18 protein-coding genes and 1 pseudogene are annotated in these 17,745 nt (G+C 36.3%); 8 read left to right on the top strand and 11 right to left on the bottom strand.

The window, feature by feature from the left end:
* Positions 1-127: 127 nt before the first annotated feature.
* The 6 genes from MHB65_RS24020 to MHB65_RS23995 form a co-directional block, all read right to left on the bottom strand.
* Positions 128-886, bottom strand: a complete 759-nt coding sequence (locus MHB65_RS24020; RefSeq protein ID WP_342441996.1) for an ABC transporter permease — start codon at positions 884-886, stop codon at positions 128-130.
* Entirely contained in the window at positions 883-1,632 is a 750-nt protein-coding gene (locus MHB65_RS24015; protein WP_342441995.1) for an ABC transporter permease, read from the bottom strand. Before MHB65_RS24015 ends, MHB65_RS24020 begins: the two co-directional genes overlap by 4 nt.
* The gene (locus tag MHB65_RS24010) at positions 1,629-2,342 is read right to left on the bottom strand and encodes an ATP-binding cassette domain-containing protein (RefSeq protein ID WP_342441994.1); all 714 of its coding nucleotides are present in this window, start codon (positions 2,340-2,342) and stop codon (positions 1,629-1,631) included. Before MHB65_RS24010 ends, MHB65_RS24015 begins: the two co-directional genes overlap by 4 nt.
* A gap of 70 nt (positions 2,343-2,412) precedes the next feature.
* Positions 2,413-3,438: a HAMP domain-containing sensor histidine kinase gene (locus MHB65_RS24005; RefSeq protein ID WP_342441993.1), complete on the bottom strand. Its 1,026-nt coding sequence runs from the start codon at positions 3,436-3,438 to the stop codon at positions 2,413-2,415.
* The gene (locus MHB65_RS24000) at positions 3,435-4,112 is read right to left on the bottom strand and encodes a response regulator transcription factor (RefSeq protein WP_342441992.1); all 678 of its coding nucleotides are present in this window, start codon (positions 4,110-4,112) and stop codon (positions 3,435-3,437) included. Before MHB65_RS24000 ends, MHB65_RS24005 begins: the two co-directional genes overlap by 4 nt.
* Positions 4,113-4,298: 186 nt before the next feature.
* Positions 4,299-4,427, bottom strand: coding sequence for a hypothetical protein (locus tag MHB65_RS23995; protein WP_342441991.1), 129 nt, complete (start codon positions 4,425-4,427; stop codon positions 4,299-4,301).
* A 544-nt stretch (positions 4,428-4,971) separates the two neighbouring features.
* Here MHB65_RS23995 and MHB65_RS23990 point away from each other — a divergent pair.
* From MHB65_RS23990 to MHB65_RS23980, 3 genes are all read left to right on the top strand, one after another.
* Complete coding sequence (locus tag MHB65_RS23990; protein WP_342441990.1) at positions 4,972-5,850, top strand: AraC family transcriptional regulator; 879 nt, start codon at positions 4,972-4,974, stop codon at positions 5,848-5,850.
* The gene (locus MHB65_RS23985) at positions 5,847-6,125 is read left to right on the top strand and encodes a hypothetical protein (RefSeq protein WP_342441989.1); all 279 of its coding nucleotides are present in this window, start codon (positions 5,847-5,849) and stop codon (positions 6,123-6,125) included. Before MHB65_RS23990 ends, MHB65_RS23985 begins: the two co-directional genes overlap by 4 nt.
* 659 nt (positions 6,126-6,784) lie before the next feature.
* The gene (locus tag MHB65_RS23980) at positions 6,785-7,804 is read left to right on the top strand and encodes a hypothetical protein (protein ID WP_342441988.1); all 1,020 of its coding nucleotides are present in this window, start codon (positions 6,785-6,787) and stop codon (positions 7,802-7,804) included.
* 652 nt (positions 7,805-8,456) lie between these two features.
* Here MHB65_RS23980 and MHB65_RS23975 read toward each other — a convergent pair.
* The 3 genes and pseudogenes from MHB65_RS23975 to MHB65_RS23965 all read right to left on the bottom strand — a co-directional run bounded on the left by MHB65_RS23975 (position 8,457) and on the right by MHB65_RS23965 (position 10,627).
* Complete coding sequence (locus tag MHB65_RS23975; protein WP_342443791.1) at positions 8,457-8,900, bottom strand: transposase; 444 nt, start codon at positions 8,898-8,900, stop codon at positions 8,457-8,459.
* Positions 8,901-8,929: 29 nt separating this feature from the next.
* Positions 8,930-9,109, bottom strand: a pseudogene (locus MHB65_RS23970) (VOC family protein); the annotation flags it as partial.
* 504 nt (positions 9,110-9,613) lie between these two features.
* Positions 9,614-10,627 (bottom strand): ABC transporter substrate-binding protein, encoded by a 1,014-nt coding sequence (locus MHB65_RS23965; RefSeq protein ID WP_342441987.1) that lies wholly within the window; start codon positions 10,625-10,627, stop codon positions 9,614-9,616.
* 335 nt (positions 10,628-10,962) lie between these two features.
* Between MHB65_RS23965 and MHB65_RS23960 the strand changes: the two genes are divergently transcribed.
* From MHB65_RS23960 to MHB65_RS23940, 5 genes are all read left to right on the top strand, one after another.
* Positions 10,963-11,145, top strand: a complete 183-nt coding sequence (locus tag MHB65_RS23960; protein ID WP_342441986.1) for a hypothetical protein — start codon at positions 10,963-10,965, stop codon at positions 11,143-11,145.
* A gap of 743 nt (positions 11,146-11,888) precedes the next feature.
* Positions 11,889-12,155, top strand: coding sequence for a hypothetical protein (locus MHB65_RS23955; RefSeq protein ID WP_342441985.1), 267 nt, complete (start codon positions 11,889-11,891; stop codon positions 12,153-12,155).
* A 170-nt stretch (positions 12,156-12,325) separates the two neighbouring features.
* Positions 12,326-12,619, top strand: coding sequence for a hypothetical protein (locus MHB65_RS23950; protein WP_342441984.1), 294 nt, complete (start codon positions 12,326-12,328; stop codon positions 12,617-12,619).
* Positions 12,534-13,526 (top strand): ABC transporter substrate-binding protein, encoded by a 993-nt coding sequence (locus MHB65_RS23945; protein WP_342441983.1) that lies wholly within the window; start codon positions 12,534-12,536, stop codon positions 13,524-13,526. Before MHB65_RS23950 ends, MHB65_RS23945 begins: the two co-directional genes overlap by 86 nt.
* 152 nt (positions 13,527-13,678) lie before the next feature.
* Positions 13,679-15,343, top strand: coding sequence for an AraC family transcriptional regulator (locus MHB65_RS23940; protein ID WP_342441982.1), 1,665 nt, complete (start codon positions 13,679-13,681; stop codon positions 15,341-15,343).
* A 339-nt stretch (positions 15,344-15,682) separates the two neighbouring features.
* Here MHB65_RS23940 and MHB65_RS23935 read toward each other — a convergent pair whose 3' ends face one another.
* Complete coding sequence (locus MHB65_RS23935) at positions 15,683-16,729, bottom strand: NAD(P)/FAD-dependent oxidoreductase (protein WP_342441981.1); 1,047 nt, start codon at positions 16,727-16,729, stop codon at positions 15,683-15,685.
* Positions 16,730-17,707, bottom strand: coding sequence for an ABC transporter substrate-binding protein (locus MHB65_RS23930; RefSeq protein ID WP_342441980.1), 978 nt, complete (start codon positions 17,705-17,707; stop codon positions 16,730-16,732).
* Between the last annotated feature and the right edge of the window lie 38 nt (positions 17,708-17,745).

Raw genomic sequence — 17,745 nt, 5'->3', positions numbered from 1 at the left:
TTCTACCTCCATTAATGTAGTTATTTCTATTTTTGAATATTTACCAAGATTGCATTTGGGAACGTTATTTAGGTTTATTATGTATATCTTATAAATCACTTTTTCCGGTAATTGCTGAAACCTAAACTTAGGCATCTCGTTTACGGAAAAATACAATAGCTACTGTAATAAAAATCAGTGTCCATAACATTGAAACACCTGTCCCTTGCATTGGTGTAAGGACATTTATTTCATCAGAGGAAGGCGGCATAAACATATAATATCCTGCCGTATCCGGAAAATAATTTTTAATACTGGGTAAAAAATCTTTCAATAATGGACTGACAATGAAATAATGACCAAGCAGTACCACTAAAGCAGGAGTGGTTCGTCTGAGTAGAGCACCTATAGCTGCACTGAGAAGGGTGGTTAATGTTAGATAGCCGGTTGCACCTACTAAAGTTTTTATCATAGCGTCTATTTCAATCACTAATGCTGTGTCTTTCATCATAATAAAAGCATATAGTACACCTGATGCAGCAATAATAAACGCCATAGGAATGGTTACAATTGCCAAAGCTAAATGCTTCGTGAATAGTTGAAACCCTCGCCAAGGGATCGTAGTTAAAGTAGTTCGAATCTGTCCACCCGTATACTCTGAACAAGTAGCTAAAATACCTAGAATAATGAACCCTGCTTGAAGATATCCCATAGAAGCAAGTCCTATTTTCAGTATACTTTGCGTTCCTGCTGCCCCTTGTAGACCAGCAGAAGTAAAAGCTGCTGCTAAAACTAAATTTAGAATGAATGTCCCCATAAGAGTGAGCCATACCAATGGTAATGTAACTAATTTTTCCAGTTCAGCTCCAAGGATTAGTGTTATCTTTCTACTAGAAGAGACACTCATGATGTAACGTCCCTCCTATGGAATACAATGGCTGCGACAATGAAAAGAACAGCTACCCAAGCAAACATGATTAAACCACCTTTGAATGGGGTGTGAAAACTGTCGCTCGTAAACATAAACATATCAACGCCAGCCTTATCTGGTAAGTAAAATGCTAATTTTGTAACCTTAGCAAGGAGGTAAGAGACTGTCACAATTGATGAATTTATTATGAGCACAGCAAGCGGGATAATGCCATTCTTAGTTAGAACCGTAATCCCAAATGCTAAAAGAGCAGTAAATATCCAGTAACAAACCGCGCCGATCAGTCTAGATGCTTCAAATGCAGGGGCGTATTCACCAAGAATATGATTTGTTGCTGACACAGTTGTTAGAATAGCAACAACGGAAAGCAGTATGCTGATCACTGTCACTGCACTTGCTTTTGCCAGCAAAAAGTGGAAACGGGATGAAACAACAGTTAAACTCGTTGTAATCTGATTCCCTCCACCAGATTCACTGCTCTCTGTCAAATACTCACTGCTGACAGCAAGCACACCAAGAATAATGACACCTTGTACACCAAGACCTAAACCAATATAGCCAACTTCCGATAGACGTGTGCTAACTCCAGCTATAATCTTCTCTTTTTGTGCTGTACTGTCCAAGGCAGCAATGACCGCTGGGGCAAATGCTCCAATAAGAAAGGCAAGCCAAATACCCGGCAGGGAGAACAATTTAGATAGTTCCGCGTTAAATGCTCTCATACATCATCACCTGCATTTTTAGATGTAAGGGCAAAAAAAGCTTCCTCCAGCGTGGAATGATTACCTATTACTTCTTTCAATGTTCCATTCGCAACGATTTTTCCATGATTAATAATCACCACATCATCAACAGTCTCTTCAAGCTCTCCCATTAGATGACTGGATAGTAACACCGTGTTTCCAGACTCAGCGCGTTCACGTAAAAATGTCCGAATCCAACGAATTCCTTCTGGGTCGAGCCCGTTTACAGGTTCATCTAAAACCAATATTTTTGGATCACCAAGTAGTGCAGCTGCCATTCCAAGTCTTCTTCCCATGCCTAGGGAATAATTTCCAATTATTTTACCAGCTACATTCGTAAGACCTACTATTTCCAAAACTTCCTCGACACGTGAGCGAGATAATCCTGAGGCACGAGCAATCCAACGCAGATGTGCTCGTCCTGTTCGCATACGATGAGCTCCAAATCCATCAAGTGCGGCACCTACTGTTACTAGAGGATTATGTAATTCTGCGAATGGCTTTCCATTAATTAGTGCACTCCCTGAGGTGGCACGATCTAATCCAAGCAGGATGCGAAGTGTAGAACTTTTACCTGCCCCATTCGGACCTAAAAAACCGGTTACTCTACCTGGTCTAGCTTTAAAACTGATACCTGATAAGATTTCTTGAGTTCCGCGATGTTTGACTAAGTTATTTATCGTAAGCAACCACAACACTCCCTTTCTGTTATGGTTCTAATTATAAAAAAGCAAAGTTAAATCTCGGTTATCTTGCTGTTTACTTCTGGGTTAACTTTAGGTTAACTCTACCAATAGCTACTCTTGTACCATTTTCATTTGATGTAAAGTCAGCTTTCAGCTTCATTTTTTTTAACATATAATTTGAAGCCGATAAACCAATCCCCGCCCCACCCTCGTAGGAAGAGTTATCCATACCTAGACCTCTGTCTGCAACAATGATCAGTTCTTTTTCTACATCAACCACAATGTTTGTATATTTTCCCTCTGCTGCATGGCGAAGAATATTCTGAAATAAATTATCCAGAACTCGTGTCATCCATTTAGGATCTGCTTCCCAATAAAAAGTCTTCTCTGTCGGTAAATCAACATCTAACTGAATTTCTTTTTCTTCAAATGCAGGATACCACTCAGCGACAGATGCTCTTACTAATCGTACAATATTTGTTGAAGTGGGATGAAAAGGATGTTTCCCTGATGTAAGTAATGTATAGGAAAGTAAATCATCCATTAGATCTCCGACTCTTGTAATTGTATGGTTCATCTCTGCTAATGAGTCTTGCTCTTCAAAACTCATTGATTTTTTATTTAATCTGGTGATATGTCCTCTCAAAATGGTAAGTGGCGTTCGTAAGTCGTGAGATAAATTCGCAATGAGTCGATGGCGTAATAATTCCTCTTCATATTCTCGCTTGCGACTGTATTCAAGCTGCTGAATCATCCAATTAAAAGAACTTCCTAACTGGTCTATTTCATCCATACGATCCGTTTGAACAGATATTGATTTAGGAAATGAATTATTATTAGCTGAAAATGACATGACTTCCTGTAAGCGGGTGAGACGTTTACGAAGTCTCAAGAAGAACAGCCAAGAACTTACAACAAATGCGACAATAATAAAGCCAAACAAAAGTACGGTAAAGTAAAACAGATTTAACATATTCATTTCTTTTTCATTGCTAACAGGAACGAACGCAGTGAAGAAAATAAGCACAAGAAGAGGAAAAAAGATAAATAGAAAATGGACTTTTAGAAAACGACGAAATAATGATCTATTCTGTTTCATAGTTTCACCCGATAGCCTATTCCCTTCAATGTTTCAATAATTTCTGGGGAATCTGGATGACGTTCCAACTTTTGACGCAATCGATGGATATGCACCAGTATTGTTTTATCACCAGTTATGTAAGTTTCGTTCCAAATCGCTTCATAAATTTGCTCTTTTGGTAACACTTGATTAGGGTGGCTTAAGAAATACATTAAAATTTGATGTTGTTTCCCTGTCAATATAATTTCTTCTCCTGTGTACTTGTCATATACCATTTGGACTTCTGGATCTACTTCAATATGATTTCCTAATGCAATTCGTTCGGAATGTATACCACCACTTCGACGGATTAATACTTCTAATCTTGCAACTAATTCATCCGTATGGAATGGTTTCGTTAAATAGTCATCAGCAAATTGTAAACCATCTACCTTATCATCTATTGATGTTCTGGCAGATAATAGCAATATCGGAACAGCAGGAGCTACCTTTTTTAATCGTTTTCCCACAGTAAATCCGTCTAAACCGGGTAACATGATATCCAAGATAACTATTTCATGCTGAGTTACTTCTTTTTCAGCTCCTTCGCCAGAAAGCAGCCACTGAACTGAAAATCCTCGCTGTTCCAATTCTCCTTTTACCCAACTGCCTATTTTCTCATTATCTTCAATATATAACACGCTTCTTTTCAAGTAACATTTCCCTCTCTAAATTTCAAATTTATCTTGCATCATTTACAGTAACAATTGGATGCTTTTGTGTGTCTTTGAAATTGCTTTCTATTTTTTTCTGAAAATTAATCTTGCATTCTTCATAATCTTTATCATTTTTAAAAAGTAATGAATCTGTATTTATAATCCAAGTTAATGTTTCCATGTTCAACTTATATCTTTTTGTATCGCTCCAAAATTTTTTCTCCCAATAGCCATTTTAGCATCAATAATTTTTTGTAACTTCATATCTAAAATTTCTACACTTTTCTTCATTCTAGGCCTAAAATCAGTCATAAATAATAATTCCCCTTTGCTTAATATTTTATTTGAATAAAGTGTATTCCCACCACTATTCTACCGAAAGTATTTATGGTAAAAAAAGTGAAGAAAAATAATTATATACTTCTATACAAAATATAAGTATGTTCATTATAAGTAGACTCTAGCTAAACAAGCTTGAATGTAGTAATACTAAGGTTTAGGATGTTTACTTTAAGTTGTTCAATTGTTACTTAGAATAGAGTTTGATTATGGATGTTTTATCAAGATTTGTTGTAGCTTTTGAATAAAGTTTGATAAAAGATAAGTTGCAAACGCTGATTTTATACAGAAAGAAACCAACTGTTTTGAAACAAAGTTTGATCAAAATAGTTGGTTCTTTATTTATCTAGTTTGGTCTTTATAATAAAGATTGTTTATTTCGGTATGCGAATCTTCAATTAAAGCACTACACTATATTGAATAACAACATTCTTTTAGAAAACAGCCTTATAAAAAGTTTATACATACGAAAGCCTAATGAAAACCCTTAGGGATTTCATTAGGCTTTAGAGCAGTTATGTATAGTGAAACAGTTCAAAAAATCGTGGATACATTAGAGGAGAACTTATTAACAACGTGGCAGTTGGAGCATTACGCAACAAAAATTGGCTATTCGAAATTTTATTTGACGCGTCAGTTTAAAAAAGAAACTGGTTTAACGATTGGCGAGTATATTCGAAAAAGACGTCTGGCCGTATCTGCTTTTCTATTGCTTCATACTGATTACACAATCCTTGATATTTCGTTCGAATGTCAATTTCAATCGCAAGAAGCTTTTACACGTGCATTTAAAGAGCTATACAGCATGCCACCCGGTAAATACCGCCATATGATGCGTTCTTTATACACAAAGGAGGAACAGGAAATGACAACAATAAACGAGGTAAAAGGTTGGTTATTAACGGGGACAAACCCATCTGCTTATACAATGAAAGCCGACCACGAAGTGTTTCATACAGGCTCAAAATCTGGTTATCTTGGCTCTACACGTCCTGCTGAGGAAGGGCTATTTGGTACGATGATGCAAGTATTTTCCTCTGAAAATTGGATTGGTAAGCGAATGAAAATGTCCTGCTTCATCAAAACAAAAGATGCAATGAAATGCGGGGCTTGGTGCCGAATTGATACAAAAAATGGTGATTTGGTGCAGTTTGATAATATGGACAATCGTTCTATCCATGGTACGACAGACTGGAATTATTACTCCATTGTGTTAGATGTACCTGAAGAAACTTCCGCTATTAATTTTGGAATTTTACTTGTTGGTTCAGGTGAAGCATGGATTGATGGAATTGCCTTTGAGGAAGTGGACGATTCAGTACCATCCACTAATATAGCAGGCTATGCTGGTGAATTACCGTTAGAGCCAGTGAATTTAGGGTTTGATGATTTATGATGCTACTCGATATACTATTTGATATCTACATCAACATCTACATCAACATCTATACGTCATTAGGCTATGGAACAAAGGAACATAAAATTGAGTCAAAGATGGAAAAAATCAAATTCGACCATCCACAAGCCTATGTAATCTACATGCAAAACCAAGCCCTATTCGAAACAGATGCAGAGCTAAGTAAAAAGGTTTTGGACTTAGATGTGAAAAACAAAATGGCGGTCAACAACACAGTCAATGAGATTTACGCACTTTTTGCGGTTGCAGCTTAACGGCAACTGGCCAGATTTATAACGTTAAGAAAAAGCGCCACCAAAGTGGGCGGTTTTATATACATTCAAATTCAAAATAACGTTCCCAAATGAAAGTTTGGAAACACATGAAAAAGCCACAAAATGAAGTTTAGTTATTCTATCTAAAGGGCGCTTTCCTTGAATAGGAGAGTGTCCTTTTTCATGAAAAGGGCCATTTAATTGAATAAAATATAATAATTATTGGATGCGGAAATTGTGAAGAAAAGTACTTTAACTAACGAAGCAGATTAATAATAGAAATAGTTTTATTACATAGGGGGGTAGCAAATAAATAATAAAAGTTGGCTTGTTTCAGCATTAAACAACAATGAATAAAGCGGTAGTCAACTATGACTGATTGGCACTTTTTTCAAGGCCCTAAAGATAGATTAAGATGTTGAGAAAAAAATAAAAGAATGATAGACTTTGAACGGAAATGTAGTAAATACCTACCACGAAAAAAAGTTGATTAATAAAAATACAACAACAAACTTCGGAAAAATGCTATATAATAATGATTTTACTATATTGCTTTATAGGTGATCTAGGAATACATCGCAAATTTATACAATATATACTTAACCGATTTTCTAGTGAAAGAAGAAATATTTTTCTTTATATTTAAAAGGGGTACAATCATGAAATTCAAAAGCAAATTTTTAATATTATGTGGCTTAGGCGCTGCATTACTTGTAGGGTGTTCAGATACTGAAACAAAAGATGGGAAAGGGTTAACCGATACACAATCAGAACTTTCTCAGGAAACAGTTACAAATCAAGAAGTCGTGGAATTAAGTAATTTAAGAAACAGTTTGCTTGATTTTGTTTGGGATTACAAAAGATACGGGAGTTACAATTTTGAAAATACAACAGTCTTTGAAAATGCTAAAGTATTAACAGAAGAAGAGCGTATACAAAAAATAAAACGGATTTATCTACATTTAAGCAATCTAAGCATGATCGATGACAAAATACTGCAAAATTATCAGGCTTCTTTAAAGGACGCTGCGATTCAATTAAACAAAAAGAATTTAGAGCTAATTGAATTAGAACCTAAAGTTTTTAAAGATGGCGGATACGGTCTTATGCTTAAAGCAGAACCTGAAGAAAAAGATTTAACTCGTTACAAAGAATTGTTAAATGAAATGATCAAAATAATTGATACGGAAAAAGAAAATATTTTACGATTGGAAATTGCAATCGTGAATACTTTTGATGTTTCCGAAGAAGATGTGAAGGATTTCATAGAATATAAAAAAATGATTCCGTCACAATTAAAAGACAAATACTCTCTTTATTCAGAAGATATATGGAATATAAACGTCAAACCAATGTTACCACTTGAGAAATATGTCGATTTATTGGCATATACAAGTGATGTAAAAGCAATTTTAGAAGATCACCTAGAAAATAAATATGCTAAAAAAGATTATGAATTCATCAGTCAATTGAAAACTATTGAAGAATATGAAAATATACTTTCAGCGTATAAAACTAATTTAAACGAAGAGACTTTTAAGGATTATTATAAAGCCTCTTTATCGATTCATAATTATTTAGTCGCAAAAGATTCTTTCCTTTTAACTAATTTAGATTTAACAACGTATTATGAAGTTATTAATTATGAAGGACAATTCTACAGTTTGAAATTATTCTAGCGCTTCAGTAAACAATAATAACCCCCGTACTTTATAAGAGAGTGATTGAAGAGAAAGTTTATTTAAATTAGGTAAACAGGTATGGATATTGAAATACGAAGAGCAACTAATGTGAGCTAGGATTATTTAAATATTAACTAATGAGAGTTCTCATTAAATAAAAATGTTCAACAAGCGGCGCATTTTTCTAATAAGGAATGCGTCTATTTGTATTCAAGGGCCAGATTGTTGAGAAAAGTAAATAAGTATTTGTATAATGCAACGATATGTTGAATTGTTATGTCTAAGTATGAATAAAAAATCATTTATACTAATATCGGAGAACCATACCACAAGTTGTACATAGGATGAGAAAAGAAATTTTATATAGATGTAAAGAAATAGAACAACGTCCTCCCGAATAGTGGAAACTTAAAAAAGTGGGCCTATTCGGGGTGGTGCTGCACCATCTTGGTCTAACATTTTTTCTTTTTGTCCCAGCCTCTTTCTTACGATTAATCAACCTTATTTAAAGAATAATTTAGAGTTTTATGAATGTGAAGTGATGAAGAATATCCCCCATCACTTCACACTCATTTTTAGATACACCAAAAAGACCTGACGATTTTTATTTTTTTCGAAAGGTCATTATGATATAGTTCTATGTAGGTGATTACGATTTCTGAGCTGGTAGTGCGGACTCATAATCGTAAAGAATGCCACGCGTCAGTAACTGAAATGTCACTTTCAGAAACTTATTGATGCAGGCGATGATCGCAACCTTATGAGGCTTCCTCTGAGGTTGCTTTTTTAATTTGTAGTAATAGTCCACAAAATGATTCGGTTTTCCTTTAGCCATAAGCATTGCGCACACCATAAAATATAAAATCTTTCGTAAATGTTTGTTTCCTCGTTTATTAATTCTGTCTCGATATTGCATATTCCCAGACTGGTACCGCATAATATCAATGCCTGCGTAAGCGTTCAGTTGTTTCGCATTTTGAAAGCGGTGGATGTCACCAATCTCTCCAATTAATCGGCACGCCGTTGAATCGCCAATCCCAGGATTCGAACGAAATACTAAACATTCTTTTTGTCCTTCAGACAATTCCACCATCTGTTTCACAAGTGTATTCCATAAGGTTACTCTTTTGGTTCTCTCTCAAATTCAATTTCTTTTGATTTCATCTCGTGTTAATCTATCCAAAAATCATCAGTATGTAAGAAAAGAAAAACTCTACCGCCTGACTGACTACCTATAAAGGGTTCTTGCTCAGGTTTAGATGCTTTAGCTAATAATATTGTGTTACCTACTGAACAAGGGGGGACACTACAATCCTTATCAAATAAAGCATAATTAAGTTCAGTCGGATAATGAGATTAACATTTTAGCGAAGTGTTATAACCGATATTTAACTATAGTGTTGAAAACTTCTAATCACACTCCTGCAAATCCCTATTGGAATACCTTATGATTATTAATGATCTTTTTCAGACTCACAATAGCATTTCCTTGAAATACTTGCTCCATAATATTCTCTATTTTTTCGCCTTCTTGTTTACTTACTTTTTGCTTCATGCATCTTTTGAATCCATAGACTAATTTCCGTCAGATGACCACGATAGGCATCTAATATTTCTTGAATAATTTGCTTATATCCGTACATCTGCTCATCAACCTTCACTATTACCAATAAATAATTAATTTTGATTACCAATATTAATTGCAAAGGGGATCTGTGTGCTTTGCAACCTAAAAAGCGACCCCAGATCTGCACAATAGCACTAGTGCGCAAATCTGAGACCGCAATCTCTATATCTAAAAATTGTTTATTTAACGAGATACTTTAGCAAATCCTCTGCCTTCATCAAATTTGCCTTTATAGCGCCAGACTGCCAGTGCGTTCTATCCACATAATAGACTTGTCCATTCTTAAGGGCCGGAACGTTTTTCCATAATGAGTTTTCCATCCAGGAAATGGCATCCTTGTTATCCTCCGTATCCCAGCCGCCATCAGAGGTCAATATGAAGATATGATCCGCTTCAAGCTCAGGGAGCACTTCTTCGGACAACAGCTCATTAAAGGCCTCCATACTCTTCGCGAGCGGTGCTGCCGTCAGCCCCATCTGATGATAGATGTTACCAATATACCGATTGTCTTCACTGAACATAATAAGGGAGTTATCACCTACTTCAAGTCGCAATACAGCAACTGTTTCGTTCCCCACAGCCGCCTGCAACTTTTGCTTGGTATCATTCATCACCTGATTATAATGTTCCATTGCCGTTGTAGCTTGATCCGGGATACCGAGCACATCCGCTATCGTACTGAGGATAGCCTCGGGATCGAGAAGGATTTCTTCCTTCAATCTATAGGTTGGTGCTACCTTCGAATATATTTCGTATTTAGCGGCATCCACACTTCCATCCACAATGATGATATCCGGCTTCGCTTCAAGTAAAGACTCAATACTGCCTGTCATATCGAAAAGGGGTACGTCCAAATTCAGATAATCCTGCTTGCCCCACCACGGATGATACCACTGGACGATCGGTTCCACATTCAAAACTGTTAAATAATCTTCCAAATAAATTGCAGCTACTCGCTTAGGATTTGCCGGAATTTCTACATCGCCGAATTCATCCTGCACGACTCTCGTTTGCGCTTCAGAATTTTCTTGCTCCGTATCTTGTTTATCTTCTGCTGATACTTCGGTCTGTTGTACAGGCGCAGATGTTGCTGTTGTCTCCTGCTCTTTGATCGATTTACTTCCACAGGCTGTCAGGACTAGGAGTAGACCAAGCATAACCCATACAGCTGTTTTCTTGCCGGATAATAACATTATTTCTTCCTCCCTTATCTACACTTATATTGAAATGGAACATTAATCAATATTGATTATCATTCTCGATAACATTTCCATCTGATTATAACAAGCTTATCTTTACTGCTCAATGTTCAAATTAAACAACTTTCTTATACATTACGAACACTTTCTCTTCTTTTGTATTGTTCCGGTGTTATGACAACGGAAGCTATGCCATTCACTCACTTACAATTTTGGGATGAACGTTTTGTTGAAGCAATAATCTGAGCGGTCTTGGTGATTTTTTGGTAGATGCGAGAACGGATATTCGTTTTTGACGCTTGTAATGGACAGTTTCTTCCAGGGTGGTTATGGAATATAACGACCCTTCTGGCAAAGGATATCAACGCCCTATAGATAAAAAACGATGTAAAGATTTTGCAAATTGTCTTTCTCAAGTAGAAGAGGCACTACACACACCGATTTTATTAAATGCTTCAGGAAATTGGGAGTTTCATGCGTATGATGTCAAAGAAGAAATTTTGGGAGATTAATATGTACAAAAAAAGCAACATTGATGGATGAGGAGCATAGATTAGGTGGGATTAGTGAGTAACAGATAGTACACTAAACGTTCCTTTTTTCCTTTCAATATTTAGATGAAGAAATTAAATTATTTGATGTAATTAATTCAAAAAGTAACAGAAATGACCAAGTAATACTTTGTTGGAGGATAAAAGAAAGAAGAATATAAATTGAATCAATAACGTTATATGGATTTTCTTTGGATGATGCTAGTCTAATGACATGTTTTCCTATTGATCAAAACGATATTAAGTTAGGCTTTGTAGAAAAACTCAGCGTAGTTAAAAGCTACGGCTCCTAGACGTTTATGAAAAATATTTTGTTGCCGTAGATGATGAAACATCTTTTCTTAGAGTAATTGTTGTACTTTATAAGAGAGTGATTGATGAAAAGGTAATTTGAAATTAGTAAACCTAACTGAACGAATAAGAACAGTGTTTATAATTACAGGTATGGATATTGAAATACGAAGAGCAACTAATGTAAGCCAGGATTATTTAAATATTGACTAATAAGAGTTCTCATTAAATAGTTGCGTTAATATCACTGTAAAGTTTATAAAGAAATGTACTTAAACTAACGGTGCAGATTCATTAGATAAAAATCGGGTATATTTGGTAAAATTAATAAAAGAATTTGAAATATAATGGATGACAAAGTGGAAAATGAGCTTTTACTTTTTGAGCAATCAAAAATTTAGGGGTGATTAGTGATGACACTTAAATGGTTGTGGATATTGGTTATTGCATTTTGCGTACTAGAATGGATTTCAATCCCGTTCATAAGTGCATTTACAGGAAAACTGTATCAAGTAGTTGATGGTGTATTAATAATTACTTTTATTATTTATCCATTATTTTTCTTAACTTCTCTTTTATTATTACAAAAGGGGAATAAAAAAATTGGTGCGGTAATGTTGCTTATTCCACTAATTGTGTATGCCCCCGTGTTAATAAGTCTTCAAACGTTGGTTAAATAATGTATTACTAATTGAGCTAATGGGGTGCTTTAGTGCAACAAGGGTTTAAAAATTATCGAACTTTTTTATAAAAAATTTAATCTATCCCATTAAATAAGAGCATGTTTTGATCAATCTTTTTTCAAAACATGCTCTTTAGTTTTGTTCTCATATCAAGGTTGATATCGTTGATGCAAACTTTACCATTGAATATTTATGGAGGTGAAAATCGTGCGGATGGCCCGTCCATTACGCCTATACAAACGCTGTGGCTATTGACATTTATTCAATTAAATAGTTGCGTTTTCTTTATTGTTTCCCCTTTTTGTACAAGCTATAATAATGCTGTAAATGATAATCATTTTCAATTAAGGATTAGAAGGAAAGGGGCAACAAAGTGTGAAGAAATTACTTGGAAAGCGAATTATATTATGGGCAGGGGTGTTATCCCTGCTGTTGATATTATCAGCATGCAGCAGCTCTAATGGAAACGTGTCTGATGAGAAGGTAGAGGATAGTCAGGAAACAGTTCAATCTGATGAGTCAAAAGAGGAAAGTGCGACAACTGTTCAATATACAACAATTACAGGTGAACAGGTTGAAATACCTGCAGATCCAAAACGAGTGGTTTATTTGGGTTCGACGCTTGGCGATTTCTTGGCGATGGATATTCCAATTGTTGGTAGTAATCTTGTCCATGCTACCGGTAAATTCTATGAAGGTAAAACGGAAGGAATAATTGATGTTGGAAATCCTGGTGATTTAGAGTTGATTCTGTCTTTAAAACCCGACTTGATAATTAATGGTTATTACAAGGGGGATTCAAACCAAAGTGAGGCATTTGCGAAAATTGCTCCTACTGTTCCGTTCAACTCAGCGCTTCCTTATAAAGAACGTATAATTGAGATTGGAAATATCTTTGGACAACAGAAGGAGGCAGCTGGGTGGATAGCTAAATTTGAAGCACAGTCGCAAGAAATGTGGGATAAGATTCAATTGGCAGAAGGGGAGACAGCAACAGTTTTCTTACAGTTAGGTAAAACGTTTTATGTTATGGGCAATCGTTCACTTGGAGCTATTATTTATGAAGAGCAAGGATTTGTCATCCCACCCGCTGTACAGGAGAATATTATTGATGAAGAGCAGACTTTCCTTGCGATTTCAGAAGAGTTGCTTCCAGAGTATGCTGGTGATCATTTGTTTGTACTTATACTCGATAATGAAGAAAGTCAAACAGAAGCTAATCGAATGCTAGAAAGCCGACTATGGGGGACTCTGCCTGCAGTTCAAAAGGGAAATGTGTATACTGCATCTGCCGATTGGAATACAGATGACTTGTTAGCTTTGGGGCAATTGCTTGAAGAGTTGCCACAATGGATGCAACGGCAGTAAGAAATTGTAACTACCCATTAAGTTCTTTAAACAGTTAATTTTCCAGCATGATGCATGATTGAACTATTAAAGCTTCGCTGTACTTGAAAGTAGATCATTATATGTTATATTAATGATAATGAGAATCATTTTCGTTTGTCGGAGGGTTGCTTATGAATCTAGCGTCGCTGTATATTAGGCTACAACATTATGATCGGTTTCAAGTTGACCAAATGATGCCGGCGATCAGCCATAATGAGGAAATAAACTACAATGAAACAAATTTATGCACATTATTGATAGCACATAGCCATGGCATACGGCTATATATAGACAAAATTGCAATCGATCTGCAACAAGGGAGCTGCATTTTAATTTCCCCTGTACAGAGTTACACTGTGGAATCAAGTAACAAGGAGGCACAGCTTGTGCGGTTTACCTTTGAAACCTTTAAAGTAGAAGGAATGACTTTAAATCCCATTGCACATCCTCCCTTACTTTGTGGTTATCCCTATAGACTGTTATTTTCTCAAGTTAAGCGAGTATTAGGGAATGAAGCATGGATGAGGAATCCGTTCTGTTCCTCACTGTCCGCATTAGAAATGGCTATGATGCAAAGTAGACTTCAGCTTATTCTAAGTATGATGACCCAGTTAGATCAGCAACCTGCCCATTTTCAGAACGAAGAAAAGCTAAAAATGATACAAAAGACTGTACAGTATATGGAACAGCATTATGATGAAGACTTGACAGTAGAACAACTAGCTAACATGGCGGGAATGGTTAGATGGCAATATAGTCAACAGTTTAAAATATTAACTGGCAAAAAGCCAACTGATTATTTGGCCCATTTACGTATAAATCAGGCTAAAGAGCTGCTGTGTAATTCTGCCGAGCCATTAAGAAAAATATCTCGGCAAATTGGGTTTAAGGATGAATCTTATTTCAGCCGGTGCTTTCATAAATTAACTGGAAACACTCCGCGTGAATATGCGAATATCCATCTTCATAATCAGCAAAAGACAGTTGTTGATTCACTTGGCAGAGAGATTCATGTCCCTAAGGATGCAACACGTATTGTAACTGCCGGAACAGACACACTTGGAGAATTACTCGTTCTAGGCATATCCCCTTTAGGAGCGGCCATCTCTATCATGAAAAATCAAGTGATTTATCACAATAAGTTGCGAAATATCCATAATATCGGGTATTGGGCAGATCCAGAAAAAATATCAGAACTGCAGCCTGAGTTATTATTGGTTAGCAATTATCGAGCACAGGATTTACAGGAACTGGATGCGATTGCTCCTACTGTTATACTGAACAGTAAATTTAGATTATTTGAGCGGTTACGGTATATCGCTAAACTAGTTGAACGTAGTAAAGAGGCGGAAAAGTGGATTACTACATATGAGGACAAAGTAAGATTGGTACGTAGGGAATTAGCCGATGCTTATGTTACTGGGGAGACGGCTACTGTTTATCTCAAGTTAGGTGAAAAACTTTATATTATGGGCCAGAACGGATTGGCTGCTAGCTTGTATGAATCGCTTGGCTTTCGACCCTCTGCTAAAGTGATGCACCTAATCGAACAAAAGCAAGCATGGATAGAAATTCAGCAGCATCAAATGAATCACTATGCTGGAGATCGTAATTTCATCTTGGCTGCTCCACAAGAATTGCAAACTGTTGCACACTGTCCACAGATTGCGGCATTAACCGAATTAACTCTTGGTAAGACTCATATTATAGATTATACATGGAATTATGATGATCCCATTACACGTGGACGATTGTTAGAGGTGTTGCCGTATATTTTTAAGAAGAAAACGATGTGATTAGATTTAGTATCAAATAGGTACATACTAAGCATGCTGAGTTTTACTTGATTTACTAGTTATTATTAACTCAACGTTCACAGCTTGAAAATCTAATTCTCAATGTGACTTGTAAATCTGTAAAAATAATTACATTAACAGAAATCCTGTGTTTACTATGCAGGATTTTTTTTATTATTGCGCAACAACAAGCTGGTTGGGCTGCGGCAACAATCTCTTGATAAGCCATAGTTAACCATTCAGGATGTTCCTTCTAGTGGATGTGTACAACGTTTTAAATAAAAACCCCCATTAGATAAGCAGATGATTTATTTATCTAATGGGGAAGATATTAGCCGATTACTTATGTGTAGTTACGGCTTTATTCTTTTGTTGTAACGCTTCGTTTTTTTCAGCGAAGCGGTCATTGTGAGAAGAAACGCCTGCCATTTTTGATTCAGTAGGGTCAATGTATAATTTGGCGCTATTGACAGCAAGGACAGCATCATTAAATGCGCCTGCAATCAGTCTTATTTTCCCTTCATTCGTTACAATATCACCTGCGCCAAAGATGCCTGACATGCTTGTGCACATTTTTGGTGTAACGGAAATGCCCCATTCTTCAGTGGCTAAGCCCCAATCCATAATGGCGCCACCAAAGTGTCGGTCAAACCCATGATTGACAAGTACTTCGTCTACTTCAATCTTTATCATATCATGTGAATCAACATGCTGTAATGTAACATGTTCGATTTTATTGCCATTGCCATGTAAACGCGAAACCGTATAAGGAACATAGGTTGTCGCCATAGATTTCATGCGTGTTACAGACGATTCAAAGGCACTAAAGTCATCTCGTCTATGAACGACATATACTTCTTTGGCGATAGGAGCCATTTCAATAGCCCAATCTACAGCTGAGTCGCCTCCACCAGAAATGAGTACACGTTTATCTTTAAACCTATTGATGTTCGTTACCGTATAGTGAAGGTTGTTTAGTTCATAACGGTCAGCGCCTTCAACCGTTAATTTTTGTATGCGTGTGATACCGCGTCCTGTAGCTAAAATAATCGTTTTCGTATAATGCTTCTCGCCTGTTTTAGCTGTTAAGACGAAAATGCCATCATCTCGTCTTTCCATGCCAACAACTTCTTGACCAAATACGATTGTCGGATTAAATGTCATAGCTTGCTTGATTAAGGAGTGAATAATATCTTCACAGCGAACAGGCTCAATGCCACCAACATCCCAGACTAGCTTCTCAGGATAGGTGCGCATAAACCCTCCTAATTCCTGTTTTACTTCGATAATTTTTGTTTTCATTTCACGCATGCCACTATAAAAGGCAGCATACATGCCTGCTGGCCCACCACCGATTATAATTACATCATAAATTTCTTGCTTCATTTAAGGCACCAACTTTTCAACTAAATAATCAAGGAATAGTGGAGAGCCAATTAGACCTTCACCTACAACATAATCTGCTGTTTTTAATGGGTAAACCTTGCCTGCCTTCACAGCATCCATTGCTTGCCACATTGGGCTATTCTCTAAATCTTTCATGGATTGTTCACTACTATAGTTTTGCATTTGACGTTGTTCGACAAAAATATGATCTGCGTCGAGTTCAGGAAAAACTTCTAAGGAAATAGGCGTGAACCACTCATTATTATCTTTCAACATAGTTGGAATATTTAATCCAAGTTGTGTGTATAGCATGTCACTACCAGGGCTACCCTTTTCAGTACCTAGCACCCGATATTGATTTTGTTCTACACGTAATACGAGAATTTTTTCGTCACCTATAGCATTGTGTAGCTTTTCTTTGGTTTCTTCTATTTTTTCCCTGAATTTTTCGAGAGCAAGTGTAGCTTCCTTCTCTTTATTGAACAGTTCACCAAGCACAGGAACATATTCATCTATTGCAACGCCTGCTTCAACAGCAACAGTAGGGGCAATTTTACTTAAAGCTTCGTATTTTTTAGCATCAATCGCTGCACCTTGAGCAATAATGACATCTGGTGCTGCTTCAAGAATAACTTCTAAATTCTCCTCATATTGCACAGTCGGAATGATTTTAACATTGTTGTCATTGAATAATTTGAAGCGATACGCAGGTTCAATTTCTTCAACGACTGTCACCATTTGAGGAATTACACCGATTTCAATTAAGTTTTCAGCATAGTTAGAGTTAAGGACTAACATATTTTTAGGTTCGGTAGGGATCGTGACATCACCGTAGGCATCTTTCACAACACGTGTTGTAGGCTCGCTTTTTTCTTCTTGCTCCTTTGCCTCATTTCCGCTCTCTTTGTTAGTGCTTGCGCAAGCCACTAATGTTAAAGCAACTAACATAAAAAGTATATATTGCATCGTTTTTTTCATTGATTAAAGCTCCTTTTCTATTTGATAATGATTATCAC

Origin of the sequence: Lysinibacillus sp. FSL K6-0075, from assembly GCF_038592945.1 — a bacterium.
GTDB lineage: Bacteria > Bacillota > Bacilli > Bacillales_A > Planococcaceae > Lysinibacillus > Lysinibacillus fusiformis_F.
This window is presented reverse-complemented; position numbering and strand designations above follow the sequence as displayed.

Coding starts and splice junctions, on each gene's coding strand:
- MHB65_RS24020 (WP_342441996.1), bottom strand. CDS start 886: ATGAGTGTCTCTTCTAGTAGAAAGATAACACTAATCCTTGGAGCTGAA.
- MHB65_RS24015 (WP_342441995.1), bottom strand. CDS start 1,632: ATGAGAGCATTTAACGCGGAACTATCTAAATTGTTCTCCCTGCCGGGT.
- MHB65_RS24005 (WP_342441993.1), bottom strand. CDS start 3,438: ATGAAACAGAATAGATCATTATTTCGTCGTTTTCTAAAAGTCCATTTT.
- MHB65_RS23995 (WP_342441991.1), bottom strand. CDS start 4,427: ATGACTGATTTTAGGCCTAGAATGAAGAAAAGTGTAGAAATTTTAGAT.
- MHB65_RS23990 (WP_342441990.1), top strand. CDS start 4,972: ATGTATAGTGAAACAGTTCAAAAAATCGTGGATACATTAGAGGAGAAC.
- MHB65_RS23985 (WP_342441989.1), top strand. CDS start 5,847: ATGATGCTACTCGATATACTATTTGATATCTACATCAACATCTACATC.
- MHB65_RS23980 (WP_342441988.1), top strand. CDS start 6,785: ATGAAATTCAAAAGCAAATTTTTAATATTATGTGGCTTAGGCGCTGCA.
- MHB65_RS23975 (WP_342443791.1), bottom strand. CDS start 8,900: ATGGTGGAATTGTCTGAAGGACAAAAAGAATGTTTAGTATTTCGTTCG.
- MHB65_RS23965 (WP_342441987.1), bottom strand. CDS start 10,627: ATGTTATTATCCGGCAAGAAAACAGCTGTATGGGTTATGCTTGGTCTA.
- MHB65_RS23960 (WP_342441986.1), top strand. CDS start 10,963: ATGGAATATAACGACCCTTCTGGCAAAGGATATCAACGCCCTATAGAT.
- MHB65_RS23955 (WP_342441985.1), top strand. CDS start 11,889: ATGACACTTAAATGGTTGTGGATATTGGTTATTGCATTTTGCGTACTA.
- MHB65_RS23950 (WP_342441984.1), top strand. CDS start 12,326: ATGCAAACTTTACCATTGAATATTTATGGAGGTGAAAATCGTGCGGAT.
- MHB65_RS23940 (WP_342441982.1), top strand. CDS start 13,679: ATGAATCTAGCGTCGCTGTATATTAGGCTACAACATTATGATCGGTTT.
- MHB65_RS23935 (WP_342441981.1), bottom strand. CDS start 16,729: ATGAAGCAAGAAATTTATGATGTAATTATAATCGGTGGTGGGCCAGCA.
- MHB65_RS23930 (WP_342441980.1), bottom strand. CDS start 17,707: ATGAAAAAAACGATGCAATATATACTTTTTATGTTAGTTGCTTTAACA.